Origin of the sequence: Polaromonas sp. (genome assembly GCF_012927415.1) — a bacterium.
In the GTDB taxonomy this organism is placed as follows: domain Bacteria; phylum Pseudomonadota; class Gammaproteobacteria; order Burkholderiales; family Burkholderiaceae_C; genus Polaromonas.
Genome location: NZ_JABBPF010000052.1, coordinates 1 through 18,876 on the forward strand (window position 1 = coordinate 1; position 18,876 = coordinate 18,876).

General features: G+C 58.0%; 20 protein-coding genes. 2 read left to right on the plus strand and 18 right to left on the minus strand.

Features of this window, described 5'->3' with window-relative positions; all coding sequences use genetic code 11:
• Positions 1-66 precede the first annotated feature (66 nt).
• Together dapB and HHJ19_RS05410 are read right to left on the minus strand one after the other, a co-directional pair.
• The gene (gene dapB, locus HHJ19_RS05405; RefSeq protein ID WP_296904772.1) at positions 67-897 is read right to left on the minus strand and encodes a 4-hydroxy-tetrahydrodipicolinate reductase; all 831 of its coding nucleotides are present in this window, start codon (positions 895-897) and stop codon (positions 67-69) included.
• The gene (locus HHJ19_RS05410; RefSeq protein WP_296904774.1) at positions 894-1,457 is read right to left on the minus strand and encodes an outer membrane protein assembly factor BamE; all 564 of its coding nucleotides are present in this window, start codon (positions 1,455-1,457) and stop codon (positions 894-896) included. The genes dapB and HHJ19_RS05410 overlap by 4 nt, the downstream gene beginning before the upstream one ends.
• A gap of 112 nt (positions 1,458-1,569) precedes the next feature.
• On the opposite strand from HHJ19_RS05410, the gene fur reads away from it, so the two are divergent.
• Complete coding sequence (gene fur / locus HHJ19_RS05415) at positions 1,570-2,022, plus strand: ferric iron uptake transcriptional regulator (protein ID WP_296904776.1); 453 nt, start codon at positions 1,570-1,572, stop codon at positions 2,020-2,022.
• 156 nt (positions 2,023-2,178) lie between these two features.
• Here fur and hprK read toward each other — a convergent pair whose 3' ends face one another.
• The 4 genes from hprK to HHJ19_RS05435 all read right to left on the minus strand — a co-directional run bounded on the left by hprK (position 2,179) and on the right by HHJ19_RS05435 (position 4,369).
• Complete coding sequence (gene hprK / locus HHJ19_RS05420) at positions 2,179-3,129, minus strand: HPr(Ser) kinase/phosphatase (RefSeq protein ID WP_296904778.1); 951 nt, start codon at positions 3,127-3,129, stop codon at positions 2,179-2,181.
• Between the two features lie 30 nt (positions 3,130-3,159).
• A complete protein-coding gene (locus HHJ19_RS05425) occupies positions 3,160-3,633 on the minus strand; it encodes a PTS sugar transporter subunit IIA (protein WP_296904780.1) in 474 nt (157 codons plus the stop codon).
• Positions 3,634-3,843: 210 nt separating this feature from the next.
• Positions 3,844-4,173 carry a ribosome-associated translation inhibitor RaiA gene (gene raiA / locus HHJ19_RS05430; protein ID WP_296904782.1) on the minus strand — a complete coding sequence of 110 codons (330 nt, stop codon included), beginning with the start codon at positions 4,171-4,173 and terminating at the stop codon, positions 3,844-3,846.
• Positions 4,157-4,369: a hypothetical protein gene (locus HHJ19_RS05435; RefSeq protein WP_296904784.1), complete on the minus strand. Its 213-nt coding sequence runs from the start codon at positions 4,367-4,369 to the stop codon at positions 4,157-4,159. The genes raiA and HHJ19_RS05435 overlap by 17 nt, the downstream gene beginning before the upstream one ends.
• Positions 4,370-4,635: 266 nt before the next feature.
• Here HHJ19_RS05435 and corA point away from each other — a divergent pair, with 266 nt between their 5' ends.
• Positions 4,636-5,622 (plus strand): magnesium/cobalt transporter CorA, encoded by a 987-nt coding sequence (gene corA, locus HHJ19_RS05440; RefSeq protein ID WP_296904785.1) that lies wholly within the window; start codon positions 4,636-4,638, stop codon positions 5,620-5,622.
• A 110-nt stretch (positions 5,623-5,732) separates the two neighbouring features.
• Here the strand turns inward: corA and HHJ19_RS05445 are convergent, their stop codons facing one another.
• The 12 genes from HHJ19_RS05445 to HHJ19_RS05500 all read right to left on the minus strand — a co-directional run bounded on the left by HHJ19_RS05445 (position 5,733) and on the right by HHJ19_RS05500 (position 18,863).
• Positions 5,733-6,512 carry a 5'-methylthioadenosine/adenosylhomocysteine nucleosidase gene (locus HHJ19_RS05445; protein WP_296904787.1) on the minus strand — a complete coding sequence of 260 codons (780 nt, stop codon included), beginning with the start codon at positions 6,510-6,512 and terminating at the stop codon, positions 5,733-5,735.
• Positions 6,513-6,624: 112 nt separating this feature from the next.
• Positions 6,625-8,313 carry a long-chain-fatty-acid--CoA ligase gene (locus tag HHJ19_RS05450; RefSeq protein WP_296904789.1) on the minus strand — a complete coding sequence of 563 codons (1,689 nt, stop codon included), beginning with the start codon at positions 8,311-8,313 and terminating at the stop codon, positions 6,625-6,627.
• 174 nt (positions 8,314-8,487) lie between these two features.
• Positions 8,488-9,915, minus strand: a complete 1,428-nt coding sequence (locus HHJ19_RS05455; RefSeq protein WP_296904791.1) for an NAD(P)(+) transhydrogenase (Re/Si-specific) subunit beta — start codon at positions 9,913-9,915, stop codon at positions 8,488-8,490.
• Positions 9,912-10,247 carry an NAD(P) transhydrogenase subunit alpha gene (locus HHJ19_RS05460; RefSeq protein ID WP_296904793.1) on the minus strand — a complete coding sequence of 112 codons (336 nt, stop codon included), beginning with the start codon at positions 10,245-10,247 and terminating at the stop codon, positions 9,912-9,914. The genes HHJ19_RS05455 and HHJ19_RS05460 overlap by 4 nt, the downstream gene beginning before the upstream one ends.
• A 72-nt stretch (positions 10,248-10,319) precedes the next feature.
• Complete coding sequence (locus HHJ19_RS05465) at positions 10,320-11,435, minus strand: Re/Si-specific NAD(P)(+) transhydrogenase subunit alpha (protein ID WP_296904794.1); 1,116 nt, start codon at positions 11,433-11,435, stop codon at positions 10,320-10,322.
• 606 nt (positions 11,436-12,041) lie between these two features.
• Entirely contained in the window at positions 12,042-12,263 is a 222-nt protein-coding gene (locus tag HHJ19_RS05470; RefSeq protein WP_296904796.1) for a hypothetical protein, read from the minus strand.
• Between the two features lie 66 nt (positions 12,264-12,329).
• Positions 12,330-12,692: a RidA family protein gene (locus HHJ19_RS05475; RefSeq protein ID WP_296904798.1), complete on the minus strand. Its 363-nt coding sequence runs from the start codon at positions 12,690-12,692 to the stop codon at positions 12,330-12,332.
• A 21-nt stretch (positions 12,693-12,713) separates the two neighbouring features.
• Positions 12,714-14,351: an ABC transporter ATP-binding protein gene (locus HHJ19_RS05480; protein ID WP_296904800.1), complete on the minus strand. Its 1,638-nt coding sequence runs from the start codon at positions 14,349-14,351 to the stop codon at positions 12,714-12,716.
• On the minus strand, positions 14,348-15,190 hold the full coding sequence (locus HHJ19_RS05485; protein WP_296904802.1) for an ABC transporter permease: 843 nt from the start codon (positions 15,188-15,190) through the stop codon (positions 14,348-14,350). Before HHJ19_RS05485 ends, HHJ19_RS05480 begins: the two co-directional genes overlap by 4 nt.
• Positions 15,187-16,143 carry an ABC transporter permease gene (locus HHJ19_RS05490; RefSeq protein ID WP_296904835.1) on the minus strand — a complete coding sequence of 319 codons (957 nt, stop codon included), beginning with the start codon at positions 16,141-16,143 and terminating at the stop codon, positions 15,187-15,189. The genes HHJ19_RS05485 and HHJ19_RS05490 overlap by 4 nt, the downstream gene beginning before the upstream one ends.
• Positions 16,144-16,216: 73 nt before the next feature.
• Positions 16,217-17,242 (minus strand): histone deacetylase family protein, encoded by a 1,026-nt coding sequence (locus HHJ19_RS05495; RefSeq protein WP_296904804.1) that lies wholly within the window; start codon positions 17,240-17,242, stop codon positions 16,217-16,219.
• Positions 17,243-17,279: 37 nt separating this feature from the next.
• On the minus strand, positions 17,280-18,863 hold the full coding sequence (locus HHJ19_RS05500) for an ABC transporter substrate-binding protein (RefSeq protein ID WP_296904806.1): 1,584 nt from the start codon (positions 18,861-18,863) through the stop codon (positions 17,280-17,282).
• Positions 18,864-18,876 lie beyond the last annotated feature (13 nt).

Sequence of the window (18,876 nt, forward strand, 5' to 3'; positions counted from 1 at the left end):
GTACTGCGCTGCCCCCCGAGGGGGCTGGCCTGGCTTGGGGCGGCCCGGCGCGGCGCACTGTGGCACTCATTTCAGATTAAGTACATCAAACATGTCAAAAAGGCCGGTCTTGTGACCCGCCAGAAAACGTGCGGCGCGCAGGCTGCCCTGGGCGTAAGTGGTGCGGCTGGAGGACTTGTGGCTGATTTCAATACGTTCGCCAATACCGGCGAACAGCACGGTGTGGTCGCCGACGATATCGCCGCCGCGTATGGTGGCAAAACCGATGCTGGAAGGATCTCGCTCGCCCGTCACGCCTTCGCGTGAATAGACAGCGCAATCCTTCAGATCGCGGCCCAGTGCACCAGCAATCACTTCGCCCATCTTCAGCGCGGTGCCCGAAGGCGCATCGACCTTGTGACGGTGGTGGGCTTCAATAATTTCAATGTCGTAGCCGGTGGACAGCGCCCTGGCCGCCATTTCCAGCAGCTTGAGCGTGACATTGACGCCGACACTCATGTTGGGGGCCATGACGATGGCGATATCTTTAGCGGCAGCGGCGATTCCGACTTTCTGAGCCTCTGAAAAACCGGTGGTTCCAATCACCAGCTTGACACCCAGCTCGCAGCAGACGGCCAGGTGGGCCATCGTGCCCTCGGGCCGCGTGAAGTCAATCAACACATCGGAGTTCCGCAGTCCTTCCTGAATGTCAGCCTGAATGAGAACGCCACTGCTGCGGCCAGCGAATGCTGCAGCGTCGGTGCCTGTCGCGGGACTGCCCGCCACATCAAGCGCGCCGGTCAGCAGACAGTCAGTGCTGGCGTTCAACGCCTCGATTAGCATTTGACCCATGCGGCCACTGGAGCCAGCTACCGCAATCCGGAGCTGGCGAGCGTCACTCAAGATATTGACACTCACTGTCTCGGACTTTCAAGCGGAGGATAGACCGTGGTTTGCGGACTCGTCGACTCGCTGGCCACAGCAGGTTTTGCGTCTGCCCTGGCCGCCGAAACCTTTTCAGCCGCCTTGAGCTGGGCTTCGCTGGCCTCCAGCGGTGGTATCTTGCCGAGCTTGCGCTGGTTGGACAGTTTGGAAACAAACTCTGCCTCGCTGGGCATGGCATCACCCTCGAAACGTTCCAGCTGGTCGCCCTTGAAGAACACGGTGTACTTGAAGGATTGTGGCTCAACGCCCTGCCGTTTCATGGTGAACACATAGTCCCACCGGTCAACGTGAAACAGGCTCGTCATCAGGGGAGTGCCGAGCAAAGCCTTGACCTCATCGCGGCTCAAACCGGGCCGCAGTTGCTCAACCTGTTCTTTAGACACGAAATTGCCCTGGATAACGTCTACCTTGTAGGGGGTTATCCAGTTCACGGGATTGATGGAGCTGCTGCTCATGCTGCTGCAAGCCCCCAATACCGCACAGGCCATGACGATGAAAGCTGTTTGGACGCAGTAACGATGGTTTGCAGACATGACGGGCATAGTAGGGGGTGTAGCGATATGATCGATCATTGTAGCGGCTGGATGCTTCCCGACACCCTCCCGCGCCGTGCGGGGCCACTCCCCTTTCCCCAGAGAGATTCCCATGAGCAACATTGACGAGTTGAAAAATACCGGCCTCAAGGCCACCTTGCCCCGGCTCAAGATTCTCGAGATTTTTCAGGTGGGCAAACAGCGCCACATGACGGCCGAAGACGTGTTTCGCGTGCTGCTCGAAGATCGCTCGGATATTGGCTTGGCAACGGTCTATCGGGTGCTTACCCAGTTCGAGCAGGCCGGCCTGCTCAACCGCAGCAATTTCGAGTCCGGCAAGGCGGTTTACGAAATTAATGAAGGGCAACACCACGACCATCTGGTGTGCCTGGATTGCGGCAAGGTCGAGGAGTTTTACGACGCCGAAATTGAAAAGCGCCAGCATGCCGTGGCCAAATCCAAGGGCTTTGCCATCGCCGACCATTCGCTGTCAATCTATGCCAATTGCACCAAGGACAACTGCCCCAACCGCAATGGCTTGCCGGTTCGCCACCATCACGCTTGATTCCTGAAAAAATCAGCCGAAGTCCAATATAAACGGGCACTATCAGCTATTAATTTCATAGCGAGATGAAGTTAGAAAATATCTGATAAAGAATACCGAAGGCGCAGTGAACGAATTGTAAGGACCGCCACGAGCAGTTCTAGTCCCCTGAGGGCGCTAATCGTCCTGTTCCATGGCCCTGCGGTGGCGCTCGACAAATTCCTGGTAGGTATTGATTCCCCGGAGCTGCAAAATGGCATTGCGCACCGCCGCTTCGACCAGTACGGCAATATTGCGGCCGGCTTCCACCTGAATAATGACCTTGCGCACTGGAACACCCAGGACGTCTTGCGTCAGTGGCTCGTAGGGAATGCGTTCGTAATCACGCTCCAGGGTTTCACGGCGCACCAGGTGCACCAGCATTTTGAGACGCATCTTGCGCCGTACTGCCGTCTCACCAAAAATGGCCTTGATGTCAAGCAGTCCGATGCCGCGAACTTCCAGCAGGTTTTGCAGCAGATCGGGACAGCGCCCCTCGATTCCGGTCTGGTTGATTCGGTACAGGTCCACGGCGTCATCCGCCACCAAGCCGTGGCCGCGCGAAATCAGCTCCAGCCCCAGTTCGCTTTTGCCCAAGCCGGATTCGCCGGTGATCATGACGCCCATGCCCAGAATGTCCATGAAGACGCCGTGCATCGAGGTGCGCTCGGCAAAATGCCTGGACAAATAGGCCCGCAACACGTCAATCACGAAGGCGGCTGAATCCGGCGTGGCAAACATCGGCAATTGGGCACGCTCACACATCGACAGCAGCGTGTCGGGGGCCGTCTGGCCGTCTGCCACGACCAGCACTGGCGGCTCAAGCGTGATGATGCGTGAGATGCGTCTGGCGCAGTCCTCGGGGCTTCCCTTGGTGAGGTAGGCAACCTCCCGCTCACCCAGAATCTGCACACGGTAAGGATGGATGTAGTTGAGATAACCAACCAGGTCGGCACCGGAACGCGCTGCGCGCACGGCGACCTCGTCGAAACGCCGCTCTGAAGCGCCAAGACCGGCGACCCATTGCCATTTCAGGGAAGCACGGTGATCTTCAAATAAAACGTCAGCACTGACAACGGTAGGCTTCATGCGGGCCTGTGATTCAGAGTTCGGGACAACTCAGGAGCTGATTTCATGGGCAGACTGCCAGGACGCAATCAGTGCGTGCAGCGCTACGGCGTCAGTGCAGGTCTTGATCTGTTCGCGCAGCACGCTGTCACTCAGCAACTCCGCAATTTCCGAAAGGATTTCAAGATGTTTTTGTGTGGCGGCTTCGGGTACCAGCAGAAAAACCAGCAAATTCACAGCCTGCTCGTCAGGCGCGTCGAAACCGATAGCCGCCTGCAACTGGAAAACGGCAGCCATAGGGGCTTTCAGGCCCTTGATGCGGCCATGCGGAATGGCCACGCCATGCCCGAGCCCGGTGGAGCCAAGACGCTCGCGCGCGAACAGGCTGTCCGTGATCAGAGCCCGATTCAGACCATGCTGATTCTCGAACAACAGTCCAGCCTCTTCAAACGCGCGCTTTTTACTCGTCGCTTCAACGCAGACCAGGACTTGGGTGGGGGGCAAAATTTGCGTAAGACGGTTCATAACGATCTTTTAGTCGCCGGATTATGCACTTTGCAGCGGGTTGAACAAGAAAATTGACATGAAAAAGCCGCTTGCCATGGCAAACGGCTTCAAAACACACTTGACGGCAATAGACAGGAGCGACAAAACTCCATTTTTATACTGAACTGCTTGGGCAACTCAGACATCCAGAGCCTGGCTGCACGCAAAACGGAGGGCTCAATGTCTATTTCAAGCTTCCCGCTTGGCAGTCACGTGGCCGTGATCCTGGACCTTGGTTTTATAGCGGCCGACTTGCCGATCCAGCTTGTCGGTCAATTCATCTACAGCGGCATACAGGTCGGCGTGCGAACTTTCAGCAAACAAATCGCGACCCTTGACGTGAAGGCTGCACTCGGCTCGCTGACGTCTTTCCTTTTCTTTCATATTGTCCACCGTCAACAAGACTCTTACATCCACTACTTGGTCGAAGTGCCGGGTAATACGATCCAGCTTGCTCGTGACGTAACCGCGTAATGCGGGGGTAACTTCAAGATGGTGACCGCTAATCGTCAAGTTCATAAAGAGACTCCTTTTCCAAAATTGGATCTGGGTTGAAAACACCGCCCCAGCCCTTGGGAAGGTGCGGCAGACGGGGCTGTCCTCTTGCGTTCACTATGGCCCCTCCGCCTGGCAATTGCAAGGCCTTCAACGCAACATTAATGAAACGGTCTGAAAGGGCAGGCGCGAATTCACCCAGGGCAAACAGCGGCGTCATGACTGTGCTTGCCTAGCCGGTTTTTGGCAGAAAACCGGGGCTCTGGCACGGTGGATAAATCCACGCCCGAATGCCATAATCGCAAATTGTTCGTTACGGAGAAATCCTTGGAAAGCAGCCCCAGTTGCTCGCTTTCAACACCGCAGACTGACGCCAAATGACGTTGGGGGGTTGAAAGCGATGCCCCTCATCTCCACAAAACCTGCTTGCGCCAAAGGCCACCTTCGGCCTTGCGCGGGCTTCCGGAAACCGATAAGCCGTCAGTCATGCTCAATATTTTCACGCTTGCCAACGGCCGGCTTTTTCAGGAAGAAATCGAATCCCTGGAAGAACTCTCCAAATTCCAGCCCATCTGGGTCGACCTGCAGTCGCCTACTGTCGAGGAAAAACGCTGGATCAAGCAATATTACGGCCTTTCCATTCCGGAAGATGCGATGGACGAAGACATCGAGGAGTCGGCGCGTTTTTACGAAGAAGATAACGGCGAACTGCACATCCGCTCGGACTTCCTGATCGCCGATGACGTCGAGCCGCGCACCGTGCGGGTGGCTTTCATCCTCAACCTGGTTAATGATGACCTGAAGAGCAAGGGAGTGCTGTTTTCCATTCACGACGAGGATGTGCCGGTTTTCAGGCTGCTGCGCATGCGGGCGCGGCGCGCGCCCGGCCTGATAGAAGATGCCAAGGAAGTGCTGCTCAAGCTGTTTGATGCCGATGCCGAATATTCGGCGGACACGCTTGAAGGTGTTTATGTGGAGCTTGAGAAGGTCAGCAGCCAGGTGTTGTCGGGCGATGTGACCGATGCCCTGGCCGGCGAAGTGCTGGGTGCCATTGCGCGCCATGAAGACCTGAACGGCCGCATCCGCCGCAACATGATGGACACGCGCCGCGCCGTCAGTTTTATGATACGCAGCAAAATGTTGAACGCCGAGCAGTTCGAGGAAGCTCGGCAGATTCTGCGCGACATCGACTCGCTTGACTCGCACACCGCCTTCCTGTTCGACAAGATCAACTTCCTGATGGATGCGACGGTGGGCTTCATCAACATCAACCAGAACAAGATCATCAAGATTTTCTCGGTAGCCAGCGTCGCACTGTTGCCGCCCACCTTGATTGCCAGCGTTTACGGCATGAACTTCAAGCTCATGCCCGAGCTCGACTGGGCGATGGGTTATCCCTACGCGCTGGGGCTGATGATTGCCAGCGCCGTAGTGCCGATGTACTACTTCAGAAAGCGCGGCTGGCTGCAGTAGCCAAACAGGCGCCAACCGCCGTCGGGCCGGCGGAAAACCTGACCAGCTCCGCCATTTTTAACCAAACAGACGTCAGGTCCAATAGATACGGTATTTAGTAGCTATTATATTTATAGCAGATTCAGCAGACGTTCGACAATCGCGCGGGCATAGGGGCTGGCGACTTCGTCCGTGAAACGCGGAAAATCCCTATGGGCGCTGTCGTCTGCACGATCAGAAATGGTGCGCACGGCGGCAAACGGCACCCCGTAGTCCAGACAGACTTGCGCAACTGCAGCGCCCTCCATTTCCACCGCCAGCACCGCATGGCCAGCGCCCGCCAGCAAGTCGCGCAGCTTGCGCGATTCGTCAGCGCCACAAACAAAGCGATCGCCGCTGGCAATCAGCCCCTGATGAACGCAAGCCCCGGCAAAGCCGTGAGCGGCCAGGCTTTGTTGCGCCAGCGCCGCGCAGCTCGCATTGAACAGCAAGGCGCTCAGGTCCACGTCGCTGGCAAGTCTGGTTTTGCCGTAGAGCGGTACCTCGTAGCGGGGAAACAGCGGAGAGGCATCCAGATCGTGTTGCAAGAAGTCCGTGGCGACCACAATGTCACCGACATTGACGCCGTCCGCCAGACCGCCCGCCACACCGGTGAACACGATGCGGCGCACGCCAAAACGTTCGATCAGCGCGGCCGCGGTGATGGCGGCCGCCACCTTGCCGATTCTTGACAAAGCCAGCACCACCGCCTGACCGTGCAGCTCACCCAGCCAGAAGTCGCGGCCGGCATGGCTGACTTTTCGCGGCGACCGCAGCAACTCGACAAGGCCGCGCTGCTCCTGGGAAAGTGCGCTCAGAATGGCAACCGGCGTTGCAGCAGCAAGGGCAGCAGATGGGGTGACTGGAAACATGCGCCGATTTTTCCTATAAAACGCAAGTGAAGCCAAGTGGAGATAAAAAAGGCGACTTGCGTCGCCCTCGGAAAGCCCTTGCGGGCTCTACAACCTTTTACCCTGATGCGCCTTAACGCTTGTCGCGCAGTTCTCGACGCAGAATTTTTCCGACCGGTGTCTTGGGCAGATCGGTGCGGAACTCCACCACCTTGGGTTGCTTGTAACCGGTCAGGTTTTCCTTGCAGTACGCCCTCACCTGCGCTTCCGTCAGCTCCGGATTTTTCTTCACGATGACCAGCTTCACGGCCTCGCCGGACTTGTCGTCGACCACGCCCACGCAAGCGCATTCCATGACGCCTTCGAGCCTGGCAACGACGTCTTCAATTTCGTTGGGGTAGACGTTGAAGCCGCTGACCAGAATCATGTCTTTCTTGCGGTCGATGATCTTGAAAAAGCCGTTGTCATCAATGATGCCAATGTCGCCCGACTTGAAATACCCGTCTGGCGTCATGACCTTGTCCGTCTCGTCCGGGCGCTGCCAATAACCGGCCATGACCTGCGGACCCTTGATGGCAATCTCGCCAGGCTGGCCCATCGCCACCTCTTGCCCCTCATCGTCCAGCAGTTTGAAATAAGTGCTGGGAAGTGGCACGCCGATTGTGCCCGTGAAGGCTTTGCTGTTGGTCGGGTTGCAGCTGGCCGACGGGGAAGTCTCCGAAAGGCCGTAACCTTCGCAGATCGGGCAACCGGTTTTTTCCAGCCACAGCTTGGCGACCGCGCCCTGCACGGCCATGCCGCCACCCAGCGAGATTTTCAGGTGCGACCAGTCCACGGTGTTGAAGTCGGGGTGATTGGCCAGGCCATTGAACAGCGTGTTGACGGCGGGAAAGCTATGCACCTTGTGCTTGGTCAGCTCCTTGAGCACGGCCGGCAGATCGCGCGGGTTCGGGATCAGGATGTTTTTGCCGCCGGTGCGCATGCCCAGCATCATGTTCACGGTGAACGCAAAAATGTGATACAGCGGCAGCGCACAGACATAACTGGGTTGCTCGCCCGCCGGCATGCTGGCCATTGCCGGGCCGTTCCAGGCTTCGGACTGCAGCACGTTGGCAATCACATTGCGATGCAGCAGCACGGCGCCCTTGGAGACACCGGTCGTGCCGCCGGTGTATTGAAGCACGGCTATGTCGTCCGGCTTGAGGTCGGGACGCTTGAGCGTGCCGCGCGTGCCCCGCGCCAACGCATCGGTAAAGCGTACTGCATTGGGCAGGTTGAAAGCGGGCACCATCTTCTTGACATTGCGCACCACGTAATTGACGAGCGCGCCTTTGAGAAGCCCGAGCTGGTCGCCCATAGCGCACAGCACGACGTGTTTGATTGGCGTGCTGGCAATACATTGCTCCAGCGTATTGGCAAAATTTTCAATGATGACAATGGCTTTGGCGCCTGAATCCTTGAGCTGGTGCTCCAGCTCGCGCGGTGTGTAAAGCGGGTTGACATTGACCACAACAAAACCGGCGCGCAAGATAGCCGCTACTGCAACGGGGTACTGTGGCACATTGGGCATCATGATGGCGACGCGGTCACCCTTGCTCAAACCCAAGCCCTGCAGGTAAGCACCAAAGGCTACCGACAGGCTGTCGGTCTCGCCAAAGGTAATGTCCTTGCCCATGAAGCTGTAGGCCACCCGGCCCGCATATTTTTTGAAACTTTCCTCCATCAATGCGACCAGCGACGGATACTGAGAAGCGTCGATATCGACGGGCACGCCTGCCGGGTAGGCTTTTAGCCAAGGGCGGTCACTGGTCACAGCATTCATTAAGTCGTCTCCATCATTACTTTTACTTGCTTCCGGAATTCTCGGGGCCCGACTGCTTCGTGGCTATTGCGTTTTCCCTAGTAAATCAGGGAATCCGAAGGGTGATGCCTCTAATTAGGCATCGACCAGCCATTGACGTTGGATGTCGACGGCCGCCAGTCGCGCAAACAGCGCTTATTCGATCGCCTTGCCCATGTCTTCAATCACTTTTTTGGCATCGCCAAACACCATCATGGTTTTGTCCATGTAAAAAAGCTCGTTGTCCAGACCGGCATAACCCGCCGCCATGGAGCGCTTGTTGACGATGACGGTCTTGGCCTTGTAAGCCTCCAGAATCGGCATGCCGTAAATGGCACTGCCCTTGACGTGCGCGGCGGGGTTAACCACGTCGTTGGCACCCAGAATGATGGCGACATCGGCCTGGCCAAATTCGGCATTGATGTCTTCCATTTCGAACACCTGGTCGTAAGGCACTTCAGCCTCCGCAAGCAGCACATTCATGTGGCCGGGCATGCGGCCGGCTACCGGGTGGATGGCGTATTTAACGGTGATGCCTTTGTCCGTCAGTTTTTGCGCCAGTTCCTTGACCGCATGCTGGGCTCTGGCCACCGCCAGGCCGTAACCCGGCACGATGATGACGGTTTCGGCATTGCCGAGAATGAAAGCGGCGTCATCGGCAGAGCCTGACTTGACCGGGCGCTGTTCCTTGGAACCGGTCGCGGCAGTTGTTGCCTCGCCGCCAAAGCCACCCAGAATCACGTTGAAGAAGGAACGGTTCATCGCCTTGCACATGATGTAGGACAGGATTGCGCCCGAGGAACCGACCAGCGAACCCGCAATGATCAACATGGCGTTGTTCAGCGAAAAGCCAATGCCGGCAGCGGCCCAGCCTGAATAGCTGTTGAGCATGGACACCACCACCGGCATGTCAGCGCCGCCAATCGGAATGATGATCAGCACGCCCATTGCAAAAGATAGCGCCAGCATGGCAAAAAATGCCGCCCAGTTGCCGGTCAGCATGAAAGTTACGCCAAGCGCCAGAGTGAGTAGGCCAAGCGCGAGGTTCAGCTTGTGCTGACCGGCGAACTGCACCGGCGCGCCCTGGAACAAGCGGAACTTGTAGCTGCCGGAGAGCTTGCCGAATGCAATTACCGAGCCGCTGAAGGTGATGGCGCCGATGGCTGCGCCCAAGAACAGTTCGAGCCGGTTGCCAGCCGGAATCGGCATACCCTTATCCAGGCCATGCAGCAACGCATGTGGCTCGAGCACGGCGGCCACGGCGATAAACACAGCCGCTAGGCCGATCATGCTGTGGAAGAAGGCAACCAGTTCCGGCATCTTGGTCATTTCAACGGTTTTGGCGCGGTATGCACCGTAGCCGCCGCCCACCACCAGCCCCAGCAGCACCCACGCCATGCCCAAGGCCTTGCCGCCCGAAGTCTCAACGATCAGAGCAGCCGTGGTCAGAACGGCAATCGCCATGCCGACCATACCGAAAAGGTTGCCGCGCAACGAGGTGGTCGGATGCGACAAGCCCTTGAGCGCCTGGATGAAAAATACGGAAGCCACCAAATACAGCAGCGTGACAATGTTCATGCTCATTTGGAAACTCCCGCATCCGCGGCCGAAATGGCTGGCGCCTTCTTTTCCTTTTTCCGGAACATCTCAAGCATCCGGCGCGTGACCAGGAAACCGCCGAAGATATTCACCGACGCCAGCGCCACAGCGAGCACGCCCATGGTTTTTCCCAGTGGCGTTTCGGTCAGCGCGGCGGCGAGCATGGCGCCGACAATCACGATGGCCGAAATGGCGTTGGTAACCGCCATCAGGGGCGTGTGCAAGGCGGGCGTGACAGTCCACACCACGTGGTAACCCACGTAAATGGCCAGAACAAAAATAATCAGGTTGATGATGGTGGGTGACACTGCATCCATGGTCTTCTCCGTGAGGGGTTGCGCAAGGCTTTAACGGGGGAATTTCCGCTTTTTCCGGTTATCGGGACTGGCTTATTTGCGTTTGACTTCGCCGTTTTGCGTCATCAGGCATGCCGCCACGATATCGTCGGCCAAATCGATGTTGAGCGCGCCCTCCTTCGTGATGATGAGCTTCAGGAAATCGAGCAGATTGCGCGCGTACAGCGCGCTGGCATCGGCCGCGACCAGCGCCGGCACGTTGGTCTGACCCATCAGTGTTACGCCATGCTTGATCACGGTTTTGTCAGGTTCGGTCAAGGGGCAATTACCGCCTTGAGGCGCGGCCAGATCGACAATGACACTGCCAGGCTTCATGGACCTGACCATGTCTTCGGTCACCAGCACCGGCGCGGCACGCCCAGGAATCAGGGCCGTGGTGATCACCACATCAGCCTGCGCCACGCGCTTGGCAACCTCCAGCTTTTGACGCTCCAGCCAGCGGGGTGGCATGGGCTTGGCATATCCGCCCACGCCAATCGCCGCTTCACGCTCTTCATCGGTTTCGTAGGGCACGTCAATGAACTTCGCGCCCAGCGATTCGACCTGCTCTTTCACGCTGGGTCGCACATCGCTGGCTTCAATCACCGCACCCAGGCGCTTGGCCGTGGCAATGGCCTGCAGGCCCGCCACGCCAACGCCGAGAATCACCACGCGGGCGGCCTTGACGGTGCCCGCCGCCGTCATCAGCATTGGGAAAAAGCGCTGGTACTGGTCAGCGGCCATCATCACGGCCTTGTACCCAGCGATATTGGCCTGCGACGAGAGTACGTCCATGCTCTGCGCGCGGCTGGTGCGCGGCGCGGCTTCGAGCGCAAACGAGGTCAGCTCGGCCGCCGCCCGACGCTGCAGCCCGGCGGCGTCAAAAGGATTCAACATGCCAACCACCACGCTACCAGGCCTGGCATAGGCCATTTCGCTGTCCAGCGGGCAGCGCACCTTGAGCACGATGTCGGCAGCGTAAGCGCCGGCCGCATCGGTAATCTCGACGCCGACTGCACTGTAGGCATCATCGGGAACACTGGCGGCGACGCCAGCACCCGACTGGACACGGACGGTGTGACCCTGGGCGATGAGTTTCTTCGCCGTTTCTGGCGTGATCGCGACGCGTGTTTCTGCAGCCGTCAGTTCGGCAGGTACCCCAATCAGCATGGGTGTCTCCTCAGTACTTTGGTTTTGATGGAAGGCCCCATAGGGGGCCGGACGAAATATTAAACTTTCGTAAAGCTTACATGAGTTTTTTGTAAATTCTTGTGAGGGCGATTGGTAGTTTTATTTTTTTGGCCGTCCCGAAGCAAACCGCCAAAAGCCATCACGCTTCACGCTCACGCACGCAGCAAGGCACGATATGGCACTTACCCTTGTGCAACTTGGACCTGCGCATCGAGGCGTCAGGTGTGACCGCGTACACGAGGTCGTCTATCCCGGCCCTCCCGGCCCAGTACTGGAGAAAGGCTTTGTGCGATCGATGGCGTCTTTCCTGATGCTGCACCAGAGACAAGGCGCCGGTGCCAATCGGCTGCGGGTCAATTTTCTCCGGCGAGCCGTTTTGAGCATGACATCCGCGTTTTCCTTCGACTGCAGCGCCGTGTGAGGCATGCCCAGGTTGGCCAGGAAGGAAGCCTCCGGCTAATTGAGCGTGATCCTCGCAGCTTGATCGTTGATTTTTGCCACCGACTGCATCAACCCGGGAATGGCCATGTCGCTACAGCGGGAGTGATTGAGGCTGGCGATCTTGAAGTAGGCGTTGTCTTTCTTTCACTGGCGCTCGAACATGAACTGCACGTCGTCGTGCATGCATGTTGCGCGTGGGATTGAATGCGCGTTTTTGTTCCACTTTGAGTTCTTGCGCAGGGCAAAGATGTAATCCTTGCCGTGGGGAAAGATACCGAACTTCCCGGCCAAACCCGGCAACACCGCGCAAACTGGCCATCGATAACGCGAAGAAAACACAGGGATGGGTGTTGCGACAGTTTTCACGGCGCTACGCCCGAATGCGGCCGGAAGAAATATCCGTATCAACCCGTTCAGGCGACCGCCTGAAGGCTAAAGTGCCTGACCAGGCCTGACTGCGGTGGCAACGATCTCTACCTTCCAGCCTGGATTGGCCAGTTCAAGTTTGAAGCAATCGCGAGCGGGTGGACTGCCTTTGTCGACCCACTGGTCCCAAGCGGAATTCAGGCCTGCATAATGCCGAAAATCACTCAGATAAATCGTCGTCGTCAGCAATCTTGACTTGTTGGTTCCGGCGCGCGCCAGCATCACGTCGAGTTTGCGAAGCACTTCAGTGGTTTGCGGTTCGATAGTGGCGTCCAGCGTGTCCGGCACTTGGCCAGATACAAACACCAACGCTCCGGTGGCGACCATGTCGCACATTCTTTCGTTGGCATCGAATCGCTCAATCGTCATAAAACTTTCCTTTATATACATTCAAGTTATTGCGCCCGCCAGACATGCGTCATGTCTGAACCTTCGGCCGGGAATGGCAGCGATGAGTTCGCGGGTATAGGCCTGCTCGGGCGCACCGCAAATGGCAGCGGCGGGTCCTTGCTCGACAATGCCGCCCGCACGCATCACAACGATGCGATCGCATAAGCCAGACGCCACTCGCAGGTCATGGGTGATGAACAGCATGGCCAGCCCAAGCTCTTGCCGGATTTCGCGCAGCAGCGCCAGTACCTGCGCCTGAACCGATACATCCAGGGCCGACACCGCCTCATCGGCAATCAGCAGCCTGGGTTGCATTGCCAGCGCTCGCGCAATACTGATGCGCTGTCGCTGGCCGCCCGAAAATTGATGCGGAAACCGGCTGAGGGAACCAGGAGCGAGGCCAACAATGCGAATTAGTTCAGCGGCGCGGGCATGGGCGACGTCACGCGCGACCCCGGTATTGATCGGTCCGGCGGCAATGATGTTGCCCACACGGTGCCTCGGATTAAGCGAGGCATAAGGGTCCTGAAACACCATCTGGATCTGCTGGCGCGTAACGCCGAGCTGGCGCCTGCTCAAGCCCACGGTAGACCTTCCGTCAAACATGATGGATCCACTGTCTGGCTGCAGCAGACCGACCACCACTTTGCCCAACGTGGACTTGCCGGAACCGGACTCACCCACGACACCGACAGTCTCGCCAGCATCGACATGAAGGCTGACGCGGTCCAGGGCAGTGGTCATGCGACCGCCGCGCCCAGCATACTTTTTGCACAGATCGCTGACCTGAAGCAACGGTGCGCGCTGCACGGGCACACTGTCGGTGTCGGGCCGATCCTTCAGCTCTGGCACCGCGGCAATCAGCTTGCGCGTGTAGGGATGCGCCGGAGAACGCAGCACATCACCCACGGGACCAGACTCTACACAGCAACCCTGCTGCATCACCAGCACCCGATCGGCAATGTCAGCCACGACACCAAAATCGTGGGTAATGAACAGAACGCCGATCCCACGCCTGGTTTGCAATTCTCGAATGAGCGTCAGGATTTGCGCTTGGGTTGTCACATCCAGCGCCGTTGTAGGCTCGTCGGCAATCAACAGCCTCGGCTCCAATGCTAGTGCCATCGCAATCATCACGCGCTGACGCTGCCCCCCGGACAGCTGAAAAGGATAAGCGGACACCACGCGGGCTGGGTCAGGCAGTTGCACGTCCGTCAGCAACTCAATGGACTTGTCCCGGCGCGCGACTGCGCCCATCGACAGGTGGGCGCCAAAGACCTCTCCAAGCTGCTGACCAATCGTCATGAGCGGATTCAGCGCCGTCATCGGCTCCTGAAAAATCATACCCACAGCCGCGCCGCGCAACTTGCGCAGTGCCGCTTCGGGCAAGGCGCTGATCTCGGTATCGCCCAAAAACACTTGGCCCGAGCAATGGCGCACCCCATGCGCCGGCAGAAGACCAATCAGGGAGTGCGCAATCATCGACTTGCCGGATCCCGACTCCCCCACCACGCACACCGTCTCCCCCGGGTAAATCTCAAACGACACGTTATTGACAACCAGGCGCTGCGGCGTCTGGCCCGTGATTTCAACCGATAGAGACTCGAGCCGGGCCACAGGCATGCCGCGCGCGTTCATGGTGCTTCCTCCACGGATTGCAGATGGGGGTTGAGCGCATCATTGAGTGCCTCCCCAATCAGATTGATCGCCAGAACGGTCAGCACGATTGCCAGGCCGGGAAACACACTCATCCACCACGCCATGCGCATCACCGTACGCGACGACCCGATGATGTAGCCCCAGCTCATCAGGTTGGGATCGCCCAGTCCGAGGAAGCTCAATGCCGACTCAAGGAGAATGGCGGTGGCCACCATCATGGAGCCTGCCACGACAATGGGCGACAAGGTATTGGGCAGGATCTCCTTGAAAATGATGGCGATATCTGATCGTCCCGTGAGCCAGGCCGCCTGTACATACTCACGCGAGCGCATGCTCATGAATTCCGCGCGAACAAGCCTGGCAATCGGCGGCCACGATACCACCGCGATAGCGCCAACGATGGCCTCGATCCTCGGATTAAAAATAGCCACCAGCACCACCGCCAGCACGAAGCTGGGGATCGTCTGAAAAAACTCGATGAAGCCGACCAGCAAGTGGTCAACCCAGCCGCCTACATAGCCCGCGACCGCGCCAAGCGTAATGCCGACGGCCAGCGCGGCCACAGTGGATACAACACCGATAAGGAGCGAGACATAGGCGCCGTGCGCAATGCCTGCTGCTACGTCGCGCCCCAGCATGTCGCTGCCCAGCAGCAAGCCCTCGGTCAACGGAGGCTCAAATGGAGCCCCCACGGTGTCCCATGGGCTGACGGGAAACAGCCAACGCGCGGTCAACGCCAGCCCGATGACCGCCAGCAGAATTGCCAGGCCCAGCAAGCCGCCCTTGGTCTGCGCATAACGGGTAAAAACACCTTTCATGACAGCTCAATCCTCGGGTCAACATAGGCATAGATGAAATCGGTTAGCAGATTGACGCCGACCACAATAACGGAGATCACAAAGAAGACCCCCAGCAAAACGCCGTAATCGCGCTGACTGACAGCTTCAAAAGCGAGCCGGCCGACCCCTGGCCAGGCAAAAATGGTCTCCACCACGATAGACCCACCGACCAGCCCACCCGCGTGAATCCCGGCATAGGTAATAATGGGCAAGAGCGCATTGCGAAGCACGTGGCTGACCAGCACCTGCCGCTCGGGCAGGCCCTTGGCACGCGCGGTCTTGACGAAATCGAGCCGACTTACCTCCAGCATTGAGGCTCGTGCCAGGCGCGCATAGATGGCCACATAAAAGAGCGACAGTGTGGCGACAGGCAAGATAGCGTGGCGGGCAACGTCAAGCACCGCTTGCAAGCCCGTCATGTCGGCACCAATGGAAGAATAGCCATAGGCGGGCAGCCAATTAAGTCCGACAGAAAAGACCAGCACCAGTAGCAGTCCCGACCAAAAAATGGGGGTTGCATAAAACAGAAGGGCTGCAGCAGAAATGGCAGTATCGGTCCAACTACCGACCCGCCGCGCCGACAGCACTCCGAGCAGAACCCCCAAAGACACAGACAACACAAAGGCAATTCCCGTCAGCAGCAACGTGGCCGGCAACCGCTCCAGGATCAGCGTTAACACGGGCTGCTGCTGACGATGCGAGTAGCCGAGGTCGAGGTGCACAAGGTGATTGGCATACACACCCAATTGGGTCGAAAGTGGCTGATCCAGGCCAAACTCCTTCCGCAGTTGCGCCAGGTAAATTTCATCGGACGCGCCAGACTGCCCCGCCATTACTTGGGCCGGATCGCCAGGCGCCATGCGCACAAGAAAAAAATTGACAACGGCGATTAAAGCGATCACCACTACCGCCTTGCCGCATCGGAGCGCCATTGAGCGTATTTTCACTAAAAATTTCTCCTGCCTGGATTTACCGCCAAGCTATTCAAGACAATAAATACTGCGATTAACAGTGCCCCGAGAGGACGCGCAAGAAGTCGCGCGCAAGACTTCCAAGTTCTTCGTGCAGATAGCCGCCTTCCTGCACGGCAACACAGGGCAAACCAAGTGCAGAGATAGCCTGCGCCATCGCCATGAAGCCCGCTGTGGATACACGGTGTGCCCCATGCGGGTCCTTTTCATGGGCATCGAATCCCAGCGATAGCACCAAGGCTTGCGGCGCATAGCTGCGCACGGCCGCCAAAGCGCTGGCCAGGGCACGCATGACCTCCGCATCTCCACTGCCCACCGGAAAAGGCAGATTAAGGTTGAAACCCAAGCCCTCACCTTCGCCGCATTCGGAAGGCGTTCCGGAGAAGAACGGATAGAACCCGTCGGGGTCTCCATGAATGGACGCGAAGAACACATCAGAACGGTCGTAAAAGATGTCCTGTGTGCCATTGCCGTGATGCACGTCCACATCAAGAATGGCCACCCGTTTGAATTGACGACGAAGCAGCTGGGCAGCGACGGCTGCATTGTTGAGATAACAAAAGCCACCGGCCTGGGAGCGCGTGGCATGGTGCCCTGGCGGGCGACACAAAGCATAGGCCGAGGCCGCCCCCCCCATTACCGCCAGCGCCGCATCGGCCGCGCAGCCAGCTGCGGCCAAAGCAGCCTGCCATGTGCCCGCAGCAATGGGGCAAGCCGCGTCCTGGGTGTAGAAGCCGGCCTGCCCGATAACGCTTTCTGGCCGGTGCCGAAATCGCCCTCCCGGATGCGTGTTGGCCACAATTTCAGCCCCGGCATCAGGCAGCCGCGCCCACGCCTGGTAAGCCGTTTCGAGGAATCGAACCAATCCTGTATCGTGCACCGCCAGTACGGCGTCAAGGCCCTGGTAGGTTGGGGCGACCAGCTCAAACCCCGCGCCACCCAACGCATGGGCGATGGCGTGTGCGCGAGCTGCGGTTTCTGGATTGGGAACAAGCTGACCCGCTTTCAGGAACATAAGCGGCTGATGCAGCGCATGGACATCGCTGTAAAAAACTTTCATGGCGCGTTCCGTAAGACTTTTAAAGAGTAAAGGCCGCTCACTTGGCGAGATAAACAGAATCGAAACTCTCGTTCACGCCGATTGCCGTGGTCACCAGGTTGCGAACGCGCTTGTTGTAAATCGTCGGGAAATTAATTTCGATCAGCCAGCCCAGAGGCACGTCTTCCACCAGAAGCTTTTGAACATCAGCGTAATAACGTTTGCGGTCTTCATCCTTCACAGCCGATGCGGCCTTGGTAAACAGCTCGTCAACATGCTCATTGCTGTAGCCAGAGGTGTTGGTGTAGGGAATGCCCTTTTTTATGTTGGATGACAGATAGGTGCGCGACACGCCCAGGGCGGGGTCGCCGTATTGGGTCAAATAGCTCACCAGCATCTCGAAATCCCAGTTCGCCAACCGCTGGGTCCAGCCTGCGGCATCGGTCGATTCGATCACCACGCGCAGTCCTACTTTACCCAGGGATTGCCGCACGTATTCGCTCAGGCGGTTCCAGGTCTCGCCGTAAGGAAGGCCGACCAGCTTGATGGTGGCACGCACGCCATCCTTGCCCTTTACCAGCCCCATGTCATCCAGCAGCGCTTCTGCCTTCTTCAGGTCGAGCGGGTAGGGTTTCACATCGGCGCTGTAAAAACGGGTGGCGCTTGACACCGGGCCTGTAGCCACTTTGGCGTGACCGAACCAGATTTTGTCGCGAATGAAAGTGCGATCCAGCGCATACATCACAGCCTGCCGAAAACGCTTGTCGTCCATGGGCTTGGAGCGGATGTTGAACTCAATCCACGCCAGCGGAGAGAGAAACTCGTAGCCCTTGTTCGTGACCTCGAATTGAGGCAAAGACTTAAAGCGATTGACGTCGAACAGCTCGATATCGCTGAAGCTGGAAACGTCCACTTTTCCGCTTTCAAGCGCCACGGCCCGCGAGGCCGAATCGGGAATGACCTGAAAATAGATGTCATCAAGATAGGGCAGACCGGGTTTCCAGTAGTTGTCGTTGCGAATCAGATGGATGTATGCGCCTTTCTTCCACTCTTTCAACTTGAACGGCCCGGTTCCAATGGGGGTCTGGTTAGCCGGGTTGGTTTTGAAGTCGGTACCTTCGTAAATATGACGCGGTACCATGGGCGCGCTGGATACTTCGAAAGACCCCAGGAACGGCGCAAACGGCTCCTTCAGTTTGAACACAACAGTAGCGGCGTCAGGCGCAGTGACCGATGCCAAATGGCTGAAATTGTTACGCGCGCGGGAATGCACTTCAGGCAGGAACTTGGACGTTGTGAAAACCACGTCCGCAGCGGTAAAAGGCTTGCCGTCATGCCACTTGACGCCTTCCTGAAGCTTGAACGTGTAGGTGAGGCCGTCCTCCGAAGACGTCCAGGATTTGGCAAGGCCAGGCTGAGGATTGAGGTTGCTGTCATAAGTCAGCAGGCCCTGGTAGATTTTCCCGCCGATCATCTGCACACCACTCAACTGGTTGAGCCCCAGCATCAGTGTAGGAGGCTCGGGGTTGACAATCATGTTGAGCGTGCCGCCTCGCTGCTGCGCAAACGCGGGAACCGCGCTTGCCGCGACCAGGGCCATGCACATCACACCTCGACCCAGAAAATTTATCATTCGCTTCATTACTTGTCTCCTG